Annotated in this window: 18 protein-coding genes; 12 read left to right on the forward strand and 6 right to left on the reverse strand. The window is 57.9% G+C overall.

All coding sequences use genetic code 11. The features are described from left to right. Positions 1–69 precede the first annotated feature (69 nt). Genes ACR0I7_RS12820 through ACR0I7_RS12835 form a run of 4 tightly spaced genes read left to right on the forward strand, consistent with a single transcriptional unit; the run spans position 70 to position 3,952 of the window. Positions 70–951, forward strand: coding sequence for an ABC transporter permease subunit (locus ACR0I7_RS12820; RefSeq protein WP_480511606.1), 882 nt, complete (start codon positions 70–72; stop codon positions 949–951). 15 nt (positions 952–966) lie between these two features. Continuing rightward, positions 967–1,860 carry an ABC transporter permease subunit gene (locus ACR0I7_RS12825; RefSeq protein ID WP_480511607.1) on the forward strand — a complete coding sequence of 298 codons (894 nt, stop codon included), beginning with the start codon at positions 967–969 and terminating at the stop codon, positions 1,858–1,860. An 11-nt stretch (positions 1,861–1,871) separates the two neighbouring features. Then, a complete protein-coding gene (locus ACR0I7_RS12830) occupies positions 1,872–2,918 on the forward strand; it encodes an ABC transporter ATP-binding protein (protein ID WP_480511609.1) in 1,047 nt (348 codons plus the stop codon). Then, entirely contained in the window at positions 2,915–3,952 is a 1,038-nt protein-coding gene (locus ACR0I7_RS12835) for an endonuclease/exonuclease/phosphatase family protein (RefSeq protein ID WP_480511611.1), read from the forward strand. The genes ACR0I7_RS12830 and ACR0I7_RS12835 overlap by 4 nt, the downstream gene beginning before the upstream one ends. Before the next feature lie 58 nt (positions 3,953–4,010). Here the strand turns inward: ACR0I7_RS12835 and ACR0I7_RS12840 are convergent, their stop codons facing one another. Beyond that, on the reverse strand, positions 4,011–4,943 hold the full coding sequence (locus ACR0I7_RS12840) for a GlxA family transcriptional regulator (protein ID WP_480511613.1): 933 nt from the start codon (positions 4,941–4,943) through the stop codon (positions 4,011–4,013). 72 nt (positions 4,944–5,015) lie between these two features. Between ACR0I7_RS12840 and ACR0I7_RS12845 the strand changes: the two genes are divergently transcribed. The 3 genes from ACR0I7_RS12845 to ACR0I7_RS12855 all read left to right on the forward strand — a co-directional run bounded on the left by ACR0I7_RS12845 (position 5,016) and on the right by ACR0I7_RS12855 (position 7,030). Next, entirely contained in the window at positions 5,016–5,831 is an 816-nt protein-coding gene (locus ACR0I7_RS12845) for an MBL fold metallo-hydrolase (RefSeq protein ID WP_480511615.1), read from the forward strand. Between the two features lie 267 nt (positions 5,832–6,098). Continuing rightward, entirely contained in the window at positions 6,099–6,470 is a 372-nt protein-coding gene (locus ACR0I7_RS12850; protein WP_480511617.1) for a hypothetical protein, read from the forward strand. Then, the gene (locus ACR0I7_RS12855) at positions 6,467–7,030 is read left to right on the forward strand and encodes a TetR/AcrR family transcriptional regulator (protein WP_480511619.1); all 564 of its coding nucleotides are present in this window, start codon (positions 6,467–6,469) and stop codon (positions 7,028–7,030) included. The genes ACR0I7_RS12850 and ACR0I7_RS12855 overlap by 4 nt, the downstream gene beginning before the upstream one ends. Before the next feature lie 106 nt (positions 7,031–7,136). Here the strand turns inward: ACR0I7_RS12855 and ACR0I7_RS12860 are convergent, their stop codons facing one another. Further along, complete coding sequence (locus tag ACR0I7_RS12860; protein WP_480511620.1) at positions 7,137–7,538, reverse strand: RidA family protein; 402 nt, start codon at positions 7,536–7,538, stop codon at positions 7,137–7,139. Between the two features lie 66 nt (positions 7,539–7,604). Between ACR0I7_RS12860 and ACR0I7_RS12865 the strand changes: the two genes are divergently transcribed. Beyond that, positions 7,605–8,201: a TetR/AcrR family transcriptional regulator gene (locus ACR0I7_RS12865; RefSeq protein WP_480511622.1), complete on the forward strand. Its 597-nt coding sequence runs from the start codon at positions 7,605–7,607 to the stop codon at positions 8,199–8,201. Beyond that, on the forward strand, positions 8,198–8,854 hold the full coding sequence (locus tag ACR0I7_RS12870) for a hypothetical protein (RefSeq protein ID WP_480511624.1): 657 nt from the start codon (positions 8,198–8,200) through the stop codon (positions 8,852–8,854). Before ACR0I7_RS12865 ends, ACR0I7_RS12870 begins: the two co-directional genes overlap by 4 nt. A gap of 86 nt (positions 8,855–8,940) precedes the next feature. On the opposite strand, the gene ACR0I7_RS12875 is transcribed toward ACR0I7_RS12870, so the two are convergent. The 4 genes from ACR0I7_RS12875 to ACR0I7_RS12890 all read right to left on the reverse strand — a co-directional run bounded on the left by ACR0I7_RS12875 (position 8,941) and on the right by ACR0I7_RS12890 (position 11,395). After that, on the reverse strand, positions 8,941–10,200 hold the full coding sequence (locus ACR0I7_RS12875) for an FCSD flavin-binding domain-containing protein (RefSeq protein WP_480511626.1): 1,260 nt from the start codon (positions 10,198–10,200) through the stop codon (positions 8,941–8,943). A gap of 23 nt (positions 10,201–10,223) precedes the next feature. Further along, the gene (locus ACR0I7_RS12880; protein ID WP_480511628.1) at positions 10,224–10,535 is read right to left on the reverse strand and encodes a c-type cytochrome; all 312 of its coding nucleotides are present in this window, start codon (positions 10,533–10,535) and stop codon (positions 10,224–10,226) included. 77 nt (positions 10,536–10,612) lie between these two features. After that, on the reverse strand, positions 10,613–10,942 hold the full coding sequence (soxZ, locus tag ACR0I7_RS12885) for a thiosulfate oxidation carrier complex protein SoxZ (protein ID WP_480511630.1): 330 nt from the start codon (positions 10,940–10,942) through the stop codon (positions 10,613–10,615). 15 nt (positions 10,943–10,957) lie between these two features. After that, positions 10,958–11,395 carry a thiosulfate oxidation carrier protein SoxY gene (locus tag ACR0I7_RS12890; RefSeq protein WP_480511632.1) on the reverse strand — a complete coding sequence of 146 codons (438 nt, stop codon included), beginning with the start codon at positions 11,393–11,395 and terminating at the stop codon, positions 10,958–10,960. A 179-nt stretch (positions 11,396–11,574) separates the two neighbouring features. On the opposite strand from ACR0I7_RS12890, the gene ACR0I7_RS12895 reads away from it, so the two are divergent. From ACR0I7_RS12895 to ACR0I7_RS12905, 3 genes are read left to right on the forward strand one after another with little or no spacing between them, the layout of a single operon-like run. Then, positions 11,575–12,321, forward strand: a complete 747-nt coding sequence (locus ACR0I7_RS12895) for an ABC transporter ATP-binding protein (protein WP_480511634.1) — start codon at positions 11,575–11,577, stop codon at positions 12,319–12,321. Next, positions 12,318–13,109: an ABC transporter permease gene (locus ACR0I7_RS12900; RefSeq protein ID WP_480511636.1), complete on the forward strand. Its 792-nt coding sequence runs from the start codon at positions 12,318–12,320 to the stop codon at positions 13,107–13,109. The genes ACR0I7_RS12895 and ACR0I7_RS12900 overlap by 4 nt, the downstream gene beginning before the upstream one ends. Continuing rightward, complete coding sequence (locus tag ACR0I7_RS12905) at positions 13,106–14,707, forward strand: sensor histidine kinase (protein ID WP_480511638.1); 1,602 nt, start codon at positions 13,106–13,108, stop codon at positions 14,705–14,707. The genes ACR0I7_RS12900 and ACR0I7_RS12905 overlap by 4 nt, the downstream gene beginning before the upstream one ends. Positions 14,708–14,713 lie beyond the last annotated feature (6 nt).

Below are 14,713 nucleotides of genomic sequence, written 5' to 3' on the forward strand. Positions count from 1 at the left end.
TGGGGATCACCCCCAAGGATGGTCGCATCTTTATGATGCGGCCATCATCTTTTTCGGAACGGACAAATCATGAAACGCGCGGGTTTTGATACCATCTGGCTGCCTGTGGCGCTTTTGCTGCCACAGATGATGATCATCGCCATCTTCTTTTATTGGCCTGCCGGCTGGGCGCTGCAATCGTCGTTATTTCTGCAGGACCCATTCGGGTTCGGTTCAACCTTTGTCGGCGCTGACAACTACACCTCGCTACTGGACAACCGTCAGTACAAACGCATCGCATGGTTCACGGTTGTTTTCTCGGTTCTCGTCACCTTTTTCTCGCTGGCTATCGCGCTATTGCTGGCAGTCAAGGCCGACAAGGTGATCCGAGGGGCGAAATCCTATCGAACCCTGCTGATGTGGGTCTATGCTATCGCGCCACCCGTTGCCGGGTTCCTCGGCATATTGTTCTTCGATCAGAGCACGGGCCCCCTGACCAAATTCTTCCAGATGTTCGGTTGGGATTTCAAACTGGGCGTCGACTACAACGCAACCGCAACGACGATGATCATCGTATCCGTCTGGAAACAGATTCCGGTGAACTTCATCTTTTTCCTGTCGGGCCTGCAATCCATCCCGCGCTCTGTACGTGAGGCGGCGATGATCGACAACCGATCCGCTACGGGGCGCTTCTGGCAGGTCACTTTTCCGCTGCTGGCCCCAACCGCTTTCTTTCTGCTGATCATCAACATCACCTATGCGCTGTTCGACACATTCGGCATCATCGATGCGCTGATGAAGGGGGAACCTGGGAACAATCCGATGACGCTGGTCTACAAGGTCTATCTGGACGGTTTCCGTGGGAATGATCTGGGGGGGTCATCCGCACAATCCGTTGTCCTGATGGTTCTGGTTCTGATCCTGACCGTATTTCAATTTCGGCTGGTTGAACGCCGGATTCACTATACCTGAGGGGGGTCTTTATCCATGGCTGATACAACACTTGAAACACCCGCTATCGCCCGCCGCCCTCGCAGAATTCGCTGGGCGGCGATCGGGGACCACGCCGTTCTGATGCTCGGCTCATTGCTGATGATCCTGCCGCCGCTGTTGGCGCTGACCACGGCCAGCCATGATGCGGTGACAATCCATCGCGAGGGGCTGCAACTGACCCTGGGTGATGATCTAGGTAAGAACTTCACTGCCGCCATGTTCGAAAAGGGCGGTTTTACCAAAACCGTCGACGGAATGCTGATGCTGATGAACTCGTTCATTTTGGGCATCGGCTTTGCGCTGGGCAAGATCATCATCTCGATGATGGCCGCCTATGCGATTGTCTATTTTCGGCTGCGGTTTGCAACGCTGGCCTTCTGGGTCATCTTCACCACGCTGCTGCTGCCGCTTGAGGTGCGTATCCTGCCCTCGTATGAGGCGATTCAAAAGCTTGGGCTAGCAAACACGTATACCGGCCTGATCGTACCACTGATTGCCTCGGCCACCGGCACGTTCTTCTTTCGCCAGTTCTTTATGTCCGTCCCTGAGGAATTGGCCGAGGCCGCCCGCATCGATGGCGCTGGCCCATGGAAGTTCTTTGTCGACATCCTTGTCCCGCTCAGCCGGACGATGATTGCGGCGATCTTCATCATCATGTTCGTCTTTGGATGGAACCAGTATCTGTGGCCGACACTGATCACGACCGATGAAAGCTTCTTTACGTTGGTCCGCGGCATAAAGCAGATCGTGCTGTCTTACACCGACGGTCAGATCCCCGAACATGGGCAGGCGTTGGCGCTGGCGATCGTTGCGATGATCCCTCCAGTGGCCATCGTCGTCTTTTTTCAGAACTGGTTCGTCAAGGGCCTCACAGAATCCGACAAATAAGGAATACGCGCATGGCTCAGGTTTCATTAGAGGGCATCCGCAAGGTCTATCCCAATGGGTTTCAGGCCGTAGAGACCACAAATTTCACTATTCGGGATGGCGAGTTTGTCGTTCTGGTCGGCCCCTCGGGCTGCGGTAAATCCACCCTGTTGCGGATGATCGCTGGCCTTGAAGACATCACAGAAGGAACGCTGAAAATAGGCGACCGCGTCGTTAATGACGTGGACCCGGCGGATCGGGACATTGCGATGGTGTTCCAGAACTACGCGCTCTATCCACATATGACGGTCCGCAAGAATATCGGCTATGGGCTCAAAAACCGGGGCACCCCGGTGGCCGAGATCGACGCCAAGGTTCAAGAGGCCGCGAGGATGCTGAACCTGACTGAATATCTGGATCGCAAACCAGCGCAACTTTCGGGCGGTCAGCGTCAGCGCGTTGCCATGGGCCGCGCGGTGGTCCGCGATCCGGCGTTGTTCCTGTTTGATGAGCCGCTTTCGAACCTCGACGCCAAGCTGCGCAATCAGATGCGGATCGAGATCAAAGCCCTGCAACGCCGCCTTGGCACGACAGCAGTCTATGTGACCCATGATCAGGTCGAAGCCATGACGATGGCTGACCGTATCATCGTTCTGAACAACGGCCAGATTGAACAGATCGGCACTCCGTCCGAGATTTACCACAACCCGGCATCGACCTTTGTCGCCTCGTTCATGGGCGCGCCGCCAATGAACCTGATCGAGGCGCGCGTGGACGCGCAGCAATTGTACATCAACGGATTTGATGGGCTGATGCCGGTCCCCGCCTCTTATACCGGCCCGGTCACGATGGGCATCCGCCCCGAGGATGTCGAACTGAACGCGCAGGGCAAAGTGCCGTTCCAAGTCGATATTCTTGAAGAGCTCGGCGCGCACAGGTTGCTGCACGGCACGATCGCCGATCAACCCTTTACGGTCATGGTCGGCAAGGACCACCCTGCCGAAACGGGCGAGACCCGCATTGCCCTCAATCCCGAAGCTTTGCGCCTGTTCAACCCAGAAACCGGAAAAATGCTTTGATTACCGAAACACTGGATGTCCTTCCGACCGTGACGCCCGAACAACGCAGGGAAATCCTGGCCGCGCCGCGTACATCTGCGGCGCATCGGAAACTCTTGTCGGCCCTGCCTGCGATGAACGCATTGCAGCAGGGCGGCGTGGGTATTTCGGATAAATTGCCCGGGCAGTTCACAGTCGCGGCCTGGAATGTCGAGCGCTGCCTGTTCCCCGCAGACACCGCCACTCACCTGGGCCAGATCGCTCCGGATATCGTATTGCTGTCCGAGGTCGACCACGGCATGGCGCGCACCGCCCAGCGCCATACAACCGAAGAGATGGCACGTGCGATGGGCATGGTTTACGCTTTTGGGGTCGAGTTTCTTGAGCTTGATCTGGGTGGCCCGACCGAGCGCGCGTTTTGCACCGATGATTTCAATGCACTAGGCTGGCACGGCAATGCGATCCTGTCCTCGGCTCCGTTTGAGCGCACGGCTTTGATCCGCCTTGACGATCATGGGCACTGGTTCACCGCCGATGATGGCGCCGCAGACCCCCGCCAACCCCGAGTCGGAGGCCGGATGGCTATTGCCGCCGTGGTCCCCACAACGGCCGGTTCAATCTGTGTGGTATCCACACATTTGGAAAGCAACGCAGATGCTATCCATCGGCACAATCAGTTCGAGCTGCTCCTGCAAGCCATCGAGAAGTTCGCCCCTGACCTGCCCGTCCTGATCGGTGGCGATCTTAACACCGGCAATCGTGTCCCCCCAGATTTTGACTGGCGCGATGAAATCTTGTTCGAACTGGCCGAAAACTGGGGCTATTCCTGGGATTTCACAGCCCCAGGCCATACGACGCGCCCCAGCCTGATCACACCTCACCCCGATCGGAGAATGAAACTGGATTGGCTGGCGGGTCGAGATCTGGTGCCGGTCACATCCGGCCTATTGACATCGATCTCTGCATCCGGGACGCCCCTGTCAGATCATGACTGCGTCTGGAGCAGGCTTGAAATTAAGGACCGCCACACATCGTCCGCAACTGCGGCCCAATAGGCCCCCTTGGCTCGACCAGCGCGACAAGACATCCATATGCATGAGGGCGGCGGGTCAGTCAGATGTTGTGCTGCATCTGAAAGTCGTTCCGAAAAGCCGCAGGCGACTGGCCAGCCGCCAACTTGAAGACCCGCAGGAATGAGGTTGTGTCAGCATATCCAACCGCACCCGCTATGGCTGCCACCGAAAGATCGGTGTCAAGCAACAGATCGCGCGCGTGCTCGACCCGGATCCTCTGCTGATACGTCTTGACCGTCAGGCCAGTGGCTTTCTTAAACCGGCGCAAAAACGTGCGCGTGGTCATGGCAGCCCCCTCTGCCAACTTGGCGACCGAAACAGGATCGGCCAGAGTCGCCTCTATCCGCTGTTGCGCCGCCAGGATTGCGGTGTCGCCATGGCGCAATTCAGGAAGAAACCGGCTATAGCGACGCTGATCGCGGCGGCCCGGATCGACCACAAAATGTCGCGCCACTTCGCGCGCCGCCTCGCGCCCGGCCAGCCGCTCGACCAAGACCAACCCAAGATCGACCCAGGACATGATGCCGCCCGCAGTGATCAGATCACTATGCTCAATCAGGATCTGGCTGGTATCCAGATGAAGCGCGGGCCAGTCGCGGTTCATTTGTTGATGCAATCTCCAATGGGTCGTCACCCGCCGCCCCCGATCAACACCAGATTGAGCCACCCACAGCAGCCCCGTGCAGGCCGAGCAGATGATCGCACCATTGCCGCTGCTGTGCTGCAGAAAATCGGCGATCCACGGTATGTCGTCCGGTATTACCTCGCCGGAGGATGGCGGCAGGATGACAGCCGACCAGTTGCGGGCTGCCGCGCCCTCGGGGGTTGAGACAACTGTCACCCCCAACGCAAGCGACGCCTGATCGGCGCCGTAGCCCAGCAGATCCTGAAAGCCCAGCACAGCCGACTCCATCACGCCAGGATGGCTGACAATACAGACCTGCACTGCAGAATTGTCCGATTTGATCATCATCTTGTCATTTTTGCCAATCGCCTGCGGGACGTCAATCCGGGACAGATGTCATGGCAAAACAGGAGACCCAACATGTTGGACAAAACAATACCCACAAATTCCCTGACCGTCGGTGCGGCCAAAGTGACGATCTTTGACGATGGCGAACTGACACTGCCTGTGCAGATGTTTGCCGGATTGCCCGAGGGTGCCGAGGCTGATCTGCCCACTGCCCTGACGGTTGGTGCAAACACCTGGCTTATTGAGATCGAAGACCGAAAGGTGCTGGTCGACACGGGCAGCGGTGACAATCTCAAGCAGCGGTTTCCCCGGTCCGGAGAGGCTCTGACAACGCTGCAGGACCTGACGGTCACCGATGTGGTGTTAACCCATTTACACCCCGACCATATTGGCGGGCTGACACGCGGCAACCCGTTCCCGGGTGCCAATATCCACATGGCCGACATCGAATGGGGGTTTTGGACGACGCCCGGCCTGGCTGACACGGTGCCGGCCGAACATCGGGATACCGTGCTGTTGATCCAGTCCATTGTCACCCCGCTGGAGGGGCGCATCACACGCCATAGTGGGGAAACCGATCTTGGCAATGGCCTGACGCTGGTGCCTCTGCCGGGGCATACACCGGGCCATTCCGGATTGCGGCTCACGTCAAAAGGCGAGACGCTTTTTATCATCGCCGATACCGTGATCTCAGAAGAGGTTCACTTCTCTTATCCTGATGTGGGCTATACCCTGGATCTTGATCCTGACGCCGCCGCACAGACCCGCGCCGCAACACTGGCTGAACTGGCGCAGGACGGCTCCCGCGTCGCGGCCACACATCTGCCATTCCCGGGGACGGGCACAGTGCGCCGCAAAGAGGATACCTACATGTTCGAGGCCGACTAAACGCCGCGTCGGGCACCTGAAACCCGGGTGCCCGCGCCTTTCCCGACAGCGCTATCCAATGCCAGCACAGTCCGAAGCGTTAAACGCCGAACGCGTCCTGAACCGAAACATTCAAACCGTTAGTTGGACTGCAAAAGGCCAAAGGTCCGTTTGCGCAATGTTGGTTCACACTGCGTCATTGCAGTTCTCCGCACGCCAAACGTACCTTATTGTATGTTTTACCCCAGAAGCATACAATAAGGTATGTTTATCCAAGAAGGACAGACCATGGGCTTTTGGCTTTTCATCTCTGCCGCGCTGATATCGCTGCTGTGGCTACTTGTTCACCTAACTGCTGGAGAGCGCGAAATTGCGCGCCCAATGTTGGGCGCGGCAGATCTGGACGAAGTCGTGCGAGAAACACAGTATCTGTGCTGGCATTTCACCAGCATTTCTATCGCCTGCATGGCGGGTTTCTTTCTGTTGGCCGCCATGCTGGACGACCGCGGGCTGGCGGTGGCCGGGACGGCCCTCGCCGCCGGGTTCGCGTTCTCAGGGATCGGCCTCGTTCTGACCCGCAAGAAGAGCCATCTCAAAATGCCGCAGGGCTGGCTGTTCGTTCCCGTCGCTGCACTGGGGCTATGGGGCCTTCTGATATGACCAGGAAACAAAGGCTCAGCGCAAAAGACTGGGTTGCATTGGGGTTGTCCGAGCTGTCAAAGCACGGCCCCGAAGCGGTCAAGCTGGAAGCCATCTGTAAAGCCGCGAACCTAACGCGCGGATCGTTCTACCACCATTTCGAAGACCATAAGGCATTTCTGCACGCCATGGCGCATGCCTGGACACAGCAATCGACGATGGATGTTGTGCAAGACATCTCGTATTCCGACACCGCCGAGACGCGCGCAGCATCCCTTACTAAGGCAGCATTGCAAGTTGACTATGGCCTGGAATTGGGCCTGCGCGAGCTTGCCCGGCGGATACCGGAAATCGAGGAAATCGTCGCAGCGACTGACCGAACGCGGCTTGAAATTCTGGCCAGCATATATGCAGATCGCTTTGGGTTGGGCAGAGACGAAGCTGCTGATCTGGCGCTTTTGGAATACGCGGCCTTTGCTGGCATGGTCCTCTTAAAGCCGGATATGCCCTTGGAAAATCAACAAAAACTGGCGGACAAATACGATACCCTGGTCAAATGCGCATTAGCGACAAGCCTATAACGAAACCGCTGTGCCATCGCCTCGCTGCTGCGAGAGCGTCAAATGAATTCGAAGTAACAGATGCTACGAGGTACGCGAGTGTCCAGAAGCGTCGGAACGTGCCGTTCTAGAGAAGCTTGGCAATTGTTTTGATCGCCAACAGCAGTTCGGGATCTGCAAGATTAACAGTGCCGATCGCGGTCCAGTTCGGGAAAGGTGGCTTCTGGAAGACCTTTCGCTTGGCCGCAGCAAATGCTTCGAAATGATCGTACATGTCCACTTGGAAGGTCGTCACGTCGACAATGTCGTCAAGGTCACACCCTGCCGCCTTCAACACGTCGCGCAAGTTGGCGAATGCCCTGTCAAACTGAGCGACCGGATCGGCCACGGCGGCACCTGTCTCGTCTACACCGTCCTGGCCCGACAGAAACAGAAATCCTCCACTTTTGACCCCAGCAGAATATCCATACGCTTCGTAGCTTGCTGGTTTTGGCTCAAGGAAGACAACATCTCTCATCTCACTTTCCATTTCTATGCGGTTGCATTGAAATAGTTACTATGCAACTGTATAGAAAAGTCAAACGGACCCAAAAAGATGCCTCGCCCCAAATCCTATGATCGACAAGAAGCCATCGAGAAAGCCTGCGCCGCCTTCTGGCAACATGGCTATCAGGCATTGGGCGTTCGAGAACTAGAGCAAATCACCGGCATAAATCAGTTTGCCATTCGCTCTGAGTTTGGCGGCAAAGAAGGGCTCCTTCTTGAGGCACTCGCCTACTACGGCGATGCTGCGATCACGCGAGAGATGGCGCCCATGCTGGACGGCGGAGTTGCAGAGGCCGCCGCGTTCTTAAGAGGGCTGGTGACTCCGGGTTCCATCACCTCAAGCGACTTTGGGTGTTTGATCGTGAATACCGGGATCGAAAATACACGGATAAAAAGTCGGCGCCTGGAGGAAGCAATTCAAGGCTATTGGACTGCGCTGGAACAGCATTTCCAACGCGCCCTGGAAAACGAACGCGACCGGCAAAACGGTTTGGACGGCATCGAACCTGCAGATATGGCAAAGGCTCTGGTGTCAGCGGTCATGGGCATACATGCCCAAAACCGCGCGCGCGGAGACCAAACGGCGGGCCGGGCACTGGTCGAACTTATGTGCAACATGCTCACGGAACTCGGAGCCTCAGAATGACAAAGCAATTCCTGCCGATTGACGGCTTTGAAGGTGTCTTAACATCACGGTTGGGTAAGTTGAGCAGCGCAGCCCTGCAGCTGCTTGATGGCAGTCTATGCCTTTACAGCCCGGTGGCCGGGCTGGAACAAGCCTTGGCTAAACAGGTGGATGAATTGGGGCCAGTGTCTGCCATTCTGGCGCCAAACCACTACCACAATAAGGGCCTCGCGGCTCATGCACAGGCGTTTCCAAATGCAGCGCTCTACTGCTCAGATGCCGCTCGCCCTCGCCTGTCAAAGATCACCGGAATGGGCTTTGCGGCCATTGCCGAATTGCAAGGGCATCTGCCCGATTCAGTCACTCTGCATGAACCAGAGGGCCTGAAGACGGGTGAGGTTTGGGTTGAGGTCGCTACGGCGACTGATCGTATGTTGATTGTCACCGATGCGTTTAGTGCGGAAATTCATCCACCGAGTGATTTCGGGACAAAAGCAGACATGTTGACCACCTTTCCACGCTATGGCGTCAAGGATGCGTCGACGTACAAGGCTTGGGCCATCGAAACACTGTCAAAGGTTGCGCCCACGATATTGCTGCCATGCCACGGTTCTCCTGTCCGGTCAGATGATATCACCAGTCAGCTTATCGGCTTGCTTCGTGAGAAGTTCTAAAACCCGTCGATGCGAAACGAACGGTCGCAATCTGAGCTAGCCAGTGATGCGACCGGGTAAGGACACCAGCGCCCGCGACAAAGCGATTACTGAAACATGTCCGCAGAGATGGCGGCGTACCAGGTCTCGGATTCTTCATACGTCGTCTTTCGAAGCGCCGAGTTTTCGCCGATCTGACTGATAAAGCCATCGACGCGGGCTATTTTCTCTTCAGTCGCCTCATATGTTGCGCCAACTTTGACGCCGTCATTCACGGCGATCAACGACCAACATGTGTTCGCGTATCTGGGCGGGAATACCCGTGACCCGGTCAGCGCACCACGAACGGCATTGGCGCAGACCTTGGCCTGCGAATTGGCCGAAAATCCGGATTTTGGCATATCCCCCTGTTCACTGGCATCCCCCAGAACATAAACATCCGGATCCGCTTTCGACGACATGTCAGCCGCGTTAACAGGGGCCCATCGGCCATCCGTGACACCGGCAAGCTCAGCAATGCGCCCTGCCTTCATCGCCGGAATGACATTGCAGACATCGACCGCCATTTCTTCGCCGTCAATCGTCAGCGTCATCTGATCGGGATCAACCGATACCTCTCCACCGCCAAAATCTTCACCGATCCAATCGATCATGCCCGGGTAATGTGTGGCCCAACCCTCTTCGAACAACGCCATTTTAGAGAATTTCGGCTTGGGGTCGGCAATGATGATTTTGGCCGTTGGATTGGTTGTCTTCAAAACATGCGCCACCATCGAAATACGCTCGTATGGTCCCGGCGGGCAGCGATAGGGGTTTGGAGGCGCAACCATCGCATACGTTCCGCCTTCGGGCATGTTCTCAATCTGAGCGCGCAGAAGCTGCGACTGAGAACCGGCTTCATAGGCGTGGGGCATTTTGTTCTGCGCCGACAGGGCCCACCCGGGAACGGACTCCTCGACGAAATCAATACCCGGCGCCAGGATCAGCTTGTTGTAGGGCAGTACCTGGCCACCCGCCAACGTCACGGTCTTACCAGCCCGGTCAACCGCTATGGCCCAGTCATGGATAACGTTGATCCCGTAGTTTGCAGCCAACGCGCCATAGGTGTGGCCGATCTCATCAATCGATTTCAGGCCGCCGATATAGAGGTTCGAGAAAAAGCAACTGAAATAAACCTGTGACGGCTCGACGAGGTTTACATCTATTGCGCCATCGCTGTCTTTGGCGATGTACCGGGCCGCTGTGGCACCGCCAGCCCCGCCACCAATGACGACGACCCGGGGCTTTCCGCTGCCTTCCGCAAGCACCGCCGGGGCTGACAGAACACCCGTCGCAGCGCCCAGAAACTTACGTCTATTCCATGTCATCTGCATCCCTCCCCGCGGTCTTGTCACTCAAGCGAGCTGAAATAGGCCGCCAACGCTGCGATTTCCTCGTTGTTCAGACGCCCCGCCATCATCTGCATGATGGGGTGGTCCCGCCGCTTGGTCTTGTAGGCCAGCATCGCATTCACAAATGCGTCCGGATCAAGCCCGACAATCTGCGGGATACCGCCCGTGACGGCATTTGCCTGATGGCAGGTCACGCATTCCGCAGACAAATAGGCCCCCAATTCGACATCGCCGCCCTCCGCACCGGCGCGCAACTCGGCTCCAAACAAGACGCCGAAACAGACGCAGGCGGCCAGAGCGGGTTTCCGCATCTCGCATCCGAGATCCCTCAACATCCAACGCTTGCAAATTCCGTACGCAATCAGAACCGCCACTTTCGTCGGCATGTTCATATCACCGAGATTGCGTGGCTGTTGGTATAGATCGCGCCGTCATCATCGAACCAGCTGAAGGTGAAGACACCCGGGCCCGGGACAATCGCCTGAAATTCAAAGAACGGATTTGTCGAGATACCCGGGCCGATATCGAGGTCGATAACCACCTCACCTTCGAACTCGCACAAAAAGCGATGAATGATTGACCGGGGGACAAGCTGGCCATCGGGATCATGACGCTGACCGGATTCCATGCGGTGGGTGATCTGCGTCTTGATCGTCACCACCTCTCCGGCGCGCGCCTCTTTGGGCACTTTGATGCGCGTTCTGACACCTGCAGCCATGTCAAAACACCTCCATCACGCACATCCGCCAACGACCACTGAAACAGATCGCGAGCCCTGTTGCACGCTGCCATCCGGCAGGCGCGCCAGGGCGAGCACCTCTTGGGATTGTCCCAACCGCATACGTGTCGAGATGGCATGCGCCCCGGCCAGCGGCCCGAACCGGGCCCGAAGCACCGGCAAAACCGGATTACCGGGGGCGATCAACATGACCTCATCCGCCGCAGGCGCAGTGATGACCACCGGAACGCGATAGCCGTCCTCTGCCATAGGCTCCATATCCACCGATACATCGCCGCTTTCAATCGGAGCTCCACCGGCAAAGCCGACGACCAGTTCTTCAAGAGTTGTGACATTCGGCAAAGCCACCAGATCCTGAGCGCGCAGCGGCAAAGCAAGGCACATCAATGCCCCAAGGCTTACCTGCATTGCGTCGCGCCGATGTAGGGACATTAGGGCCCTTTCCGATTGGTATAACGCCGATTTTATCAGCGCCGTCGCTGTTGGGATACATAACAAATCCGTGAAGCTTCGCATACTTAAGTCGCGGTGGCCCCCCTGACTGCATGGTTGAGAAACGCGACCCGACATTGCAAGCTGCCAGCAAGCCCACATCTGGGAACGGAGGAAGAATGCCAGAAACGCGGTCTTCAGCGAAAGCCAACACCGGTCTCGCCGTACGCGAGCTGAGCTTTCGCTATGGCGCCAAGGCCGCTTTGGACTCTGTCTCATTCGACGTGGCGCCCGGCACGTTCTGCGCCCTGCTCGGGCCGAACGGGGCCGGGAAATCAACGCTGGTGTCGCTGCTGACCCGGTTGCTTGTGGCACCGGACGGAGACATCAGTGTCGCGGGCTACGACCTGCGTCAGGCCCCTCGCAAGGCACTGGCGAAACTGGGCGTGGTCTTTCAGCAGCCAACTCTGGATCTGGGCCTGACGGTGCGCCAAAACATGACCTATTTCGCCGCTCTGCACGGGTTGCCGCGATCAGACACTCCCGCCCGCATCGACGCAGCGCTGGAACGACTGAACATGCGTGAGCGCGCGGGCGAACGCGTGCGCGACCTGAACGGCGGGCATCGCCGCCGGATGGAGCTGGCCCGCGCTCTGCTGCATGACCCCTCGGTGTTGCTGCTGGATGAGCCGACCGTTGGGCTGGATGCAGCGGCGCGGCACTCGATCACCGACCATGTGCATGATCTGGCAGCGCAGGGTCTTTGCGTCTTGTGGGCGACGCACCTGACGGACGAAGTGCGCGATGATGACCAATTGCTGGTGCTGCATCGCGGTCAGATCCTTGCCCGCGGGCAGACCGCAGACCTGCGCGGGGATCAAACCCTGTCCGATTGGTTCCTGTCACAGACCGAGGTTCCGGCATGAGCGGTTTCTGGGGCGTCGCACGCGCCATCATCGGGCGGGAGTTTCTGCGGTTCATTCATCAGCGCGAACGGTTCCTCGCCGCTCTGGTCCGGCCCATGGTGTGGCTGCTGATCTTCGCGGCGGGCTTTCGGGCGGCGCTTGGCCTGTCGATCATCCCGCCTTATCAGACCTACATCACCTATGAGACCTATATCGTGCCGGGCCTCTGCGCGATGGTTTTGCTATTCAACGGGATGCAGAGCTCTCTCAGCCTCGTTTATGATCGCGAGATGGGCTCGATGCGCTTGCTGCTGACCAGTTCCTTCCCGCGGTGGTGGCTGTTGTTCTGCCGTCTGCTGGGGTCCACGGCGATCTCTATCCTGCAGGTCTATACGTTTCTAGCGCTGGCCGCGCTGTTCGGAATTGTGTTGCCCCTGCCCGGCTATGTCGCGGTTCTGCCGGGGCTGGTTCTGGGCGGTCTGATGCTGGGCGCGCTGGGGCTGGTGCTGTCCAGTTTCATCAAGCAGCTTGAGAATTTTGCGGGCGTGATGAACTTTGTCATATTCCCGATGTTCTTCCTGTCTTCCGCGCTCTATCCGCTCTGGAAAATGGCCGAAAGCTCGCCTTTGCTGCGTGATATCTGCGCGCTCAACCCGTTCACCCATGTGGTCGAGCTGATCCGGTTTCTGCTTTATCTGCAAATCAACTGGGGCGCTTTGCTATGGGTTCTGGTGTCAACCGCCGTGCTCTGCACAATCGCGGTTTGGGGATATGATCCGGCCCGTGGTCTGATGAAGCGGAAATCATGACGACCGAGCCAAATCCAACCAAGCGCAGCCTGCTGTTGAAAACCCGTCTGGGCCTTGGCGCGGTTGTGCTTGGATCGGGCACATTATTGACGGCGGCCATCCTCTATTTCGGGATGCAGACGGTCGCCAACCGTTTGGAAACGGCGCTGGCCTCAGAGACCCGCATGGCGCGCTATGCCGCTCTGTCGACGCAGGCCGCCACCTTTCTTGTGATCGCAACCGAGTCCGTTCAGACCGGCCAATCTGCTGAAACCCGCATTGATCGCTTGTCCACGATCCGGGACCAGATCGGGACCACGTTTCAACACCTCCGCTCGGATGTGGAACAGGCGGTGGCCGCCGTTCAATCGCTGGGGCTGGATGAACAATCCCGATACGGCACGCAATCCCTCGGGCTGGCCAGAATGGAGGCGCTTCTTGCCAACACACTCAACGGGCTTGCAGATACTGAGGCCGATCAGGCGCGGTTGCGCGCCCATATCGACTCGTTTGCGTCTGCGTTTGACCCGTTGCTCAGCCAGGCCGTGAACACCGAGGTTCTGTTCCGCAATGCGATTCTGGCCGGGATCGAAAGAACCCGTCTGACATTGACCTGGGTCGCTCTGGCGCTCGCGGTGTTCGCGCTGCTCAGCACAGCGTGGTTCTACTTTGGTCTGGTGCGGCCGCAGTTTTCGCGGCTGGATCGGCTGCGCGGCGCCGCAGTACAGGTCGGTAAATCAGAGTTTGCCATTTCGCTGCCGGAAACCCGCAATGACGAAATCGGCCAGCTCTATGGTGAAACCAATCGCATGGCGGCTGCCCTGAGACACCGTCAGGACGAGGTTGCAGCAGAATGGGCCCAGTTGAATGAGACCATCGCCCAGCGCACGCGGGAACTCAGTGCGGCAAATAATACGCTATCGAAGACTGATGAAAACCGGCGCCGCTTTTTCGCTGATATCAGCCACGAACTGCGCACACCGCTCACGGTAATCATGATGGAAGCCCAGATTGGACAGCGCGATACCCAGACCGCACCCGAGGTTCTGGCTACCATCGAAAACAGCGCCGCAAAACTGAACCAGCGCATTGATGACCTGCTGCGGGTCGCACGATCTGAGACCGGTGAACTGGCGTTGGAGCCAACTCAAATCGCGCTGCCCGAATTGATGCAAACGGTTGTGAGTGACATTCAGCCTGAAATCGACAGCGCGAATATGCAGCTCGAAACAGGCGCGTTCCCAGGTTGTTTGTTGTCTTGCGATCCGAACTGGCTGCGCCAGGTCCTGCTCAGCCTGATACGTAACGCGATCCGGCATGCACGCGATGGCAAGACCCTGTCCCTTTCGGGCCATACAGCAGATGGGATGGCGCTGATACAACTTACGGATAACGGTCCCGGCATTCCCAAAAGCGCTCAGACCCAGGTCTTTGAACGGTTTGTCCAGGGCGGGGCGGCAAACAGTCAGGGGTTCGGCGTCGGGCTGGCGCTGGCCAGATGGGTCGTCGAGGCCCATGACGGATCGATCTCGGTCACCAGCCCTGTCCCGCAGGTCAGCGCTTTGGGCACCAATGCCGGTACAAATGTCTGCATTCGATTACCGCTGGCAGAGGCATAGAATATC

The organism is Ruegeria sp. AM1, assembly GCF_056540745.1.

Coding starts and splice junctions, on each gene's coding strand:
- ACR0I7_RS12820 (WP_480511606.1), top strand. CDS start 70: ATGAAACGCGCGGGTTTTGATACCATCTGGCTGCCTGTGGCGCTTTTG.
- ACR0I7_RS12825 (WP_480511607.1), top strand. CDS start 967: ATGGCTGATACAACACTTGAAACACCCGCTATCGCCCGCCGCCCTCGC.
- ACR0I7_RS12830 (WP_480511609.1), top strand. CDS start 1,872: ATGGCTCAGGTTTCATTAGAGGGCATCCGCAAGGTCTATCCCAATGGG.
- ACR0I7_RS12840 (WP_480511613.1), bottom strand. CDS start 4,943: ATGATGATCAAATCGGACAATTCTGCAGTGCAGGTCTGTATTGTCAGC.
- ACR0I7_RS12845 (WP_480511615.1), top strand. CDS start 5,016: ATGTTGGACAAAACAATACCCACAAATTCCCTGACCGTCGGTGCGGCC.
- ACR0I7_RS12850 (WP_480511617.1), top strand. CDS start 6,099: ATGGGCTTTTGGCTTTTCATCTCTGCCGCGCTGATATCGCTGCTGTGG.
- ACR0I7_RS12855 (WP_480511619.1), top strand. CDS start 6,467: ATGACCAGGAAACAAAGGCTCAGCGCAAAAGACTGGGTTGCATTGGGG.
- ACR0I7_RS12860 (WP_480511620.1), bottom strand. CDS start 7,538: ATGGAAAGTGAGATGAGAGATGTTGTCTTCCTTGAGCCAAAACCAGCA.
- ACR0I7_RS12865 (WP_480511622.1), top strand. CDS start 7,605: ATGCCTCGCCCCAAATCCTATGATCGACAAGAAGCCATCGAGAAAGCC.
- ACR0I7_RS12870 (WP_480511624.1), top strand. CDS start 8,198: ATGACAAAGCAATTCCTGCCGATTGACGGCTTTGAAGGTGTCTTAACA.
- ACR0I7_RS12875 (WP_480511626.1), bottom strand. CDS start 10,200: ATGACATGGAATAGACGTAAGTTTCTGGGCGCTGCGACGGGTGTTCTG.
- ACR0I7_RS12880 (WP_480511628.1), bottom strand. CDS start 10,535: ATGCGGAAACCCGCTCTGGCCGCCTGCGTCTGTTTCGGCGTCTTGTTT.
- soxZ (WP_480511630.1), bottom strand. CDS start 10,942: ATGGCTGCAGGTGTCAGAACGCGCATCAAAGTGCCCAAAGAGGCGCGC.
- ACR0I7_RS12890 (WP_480511632.1), bottom strand. CDS start 11,395: ATGTCCCTACATCGGCGCGACGCAATGCAGGTAAGCCTTGGGGCATTG.
- ACR0I7_RS12895 (WP_480511634.1), top strand. CDS start 11,575: ATGCCAGAAACGCGGTCTTCAGCGAAAGCCAACACCGGTCTCGCCGTA.
- ACR0I7_RS12900 (WP_480511636.1), top strand. CDS start 12,318: ATGAGCGGTTTCTGGGGCGTCGCACGCGCCATCATCGGGCGGGAGTTT.
- ACR0I7_RS12905 (WP_480511638.1), top strand. CDS start 13,106: ATGACGACCGAGCCAAATCCAACCAAGCGCAGCCTGCTGTTGAAAACC.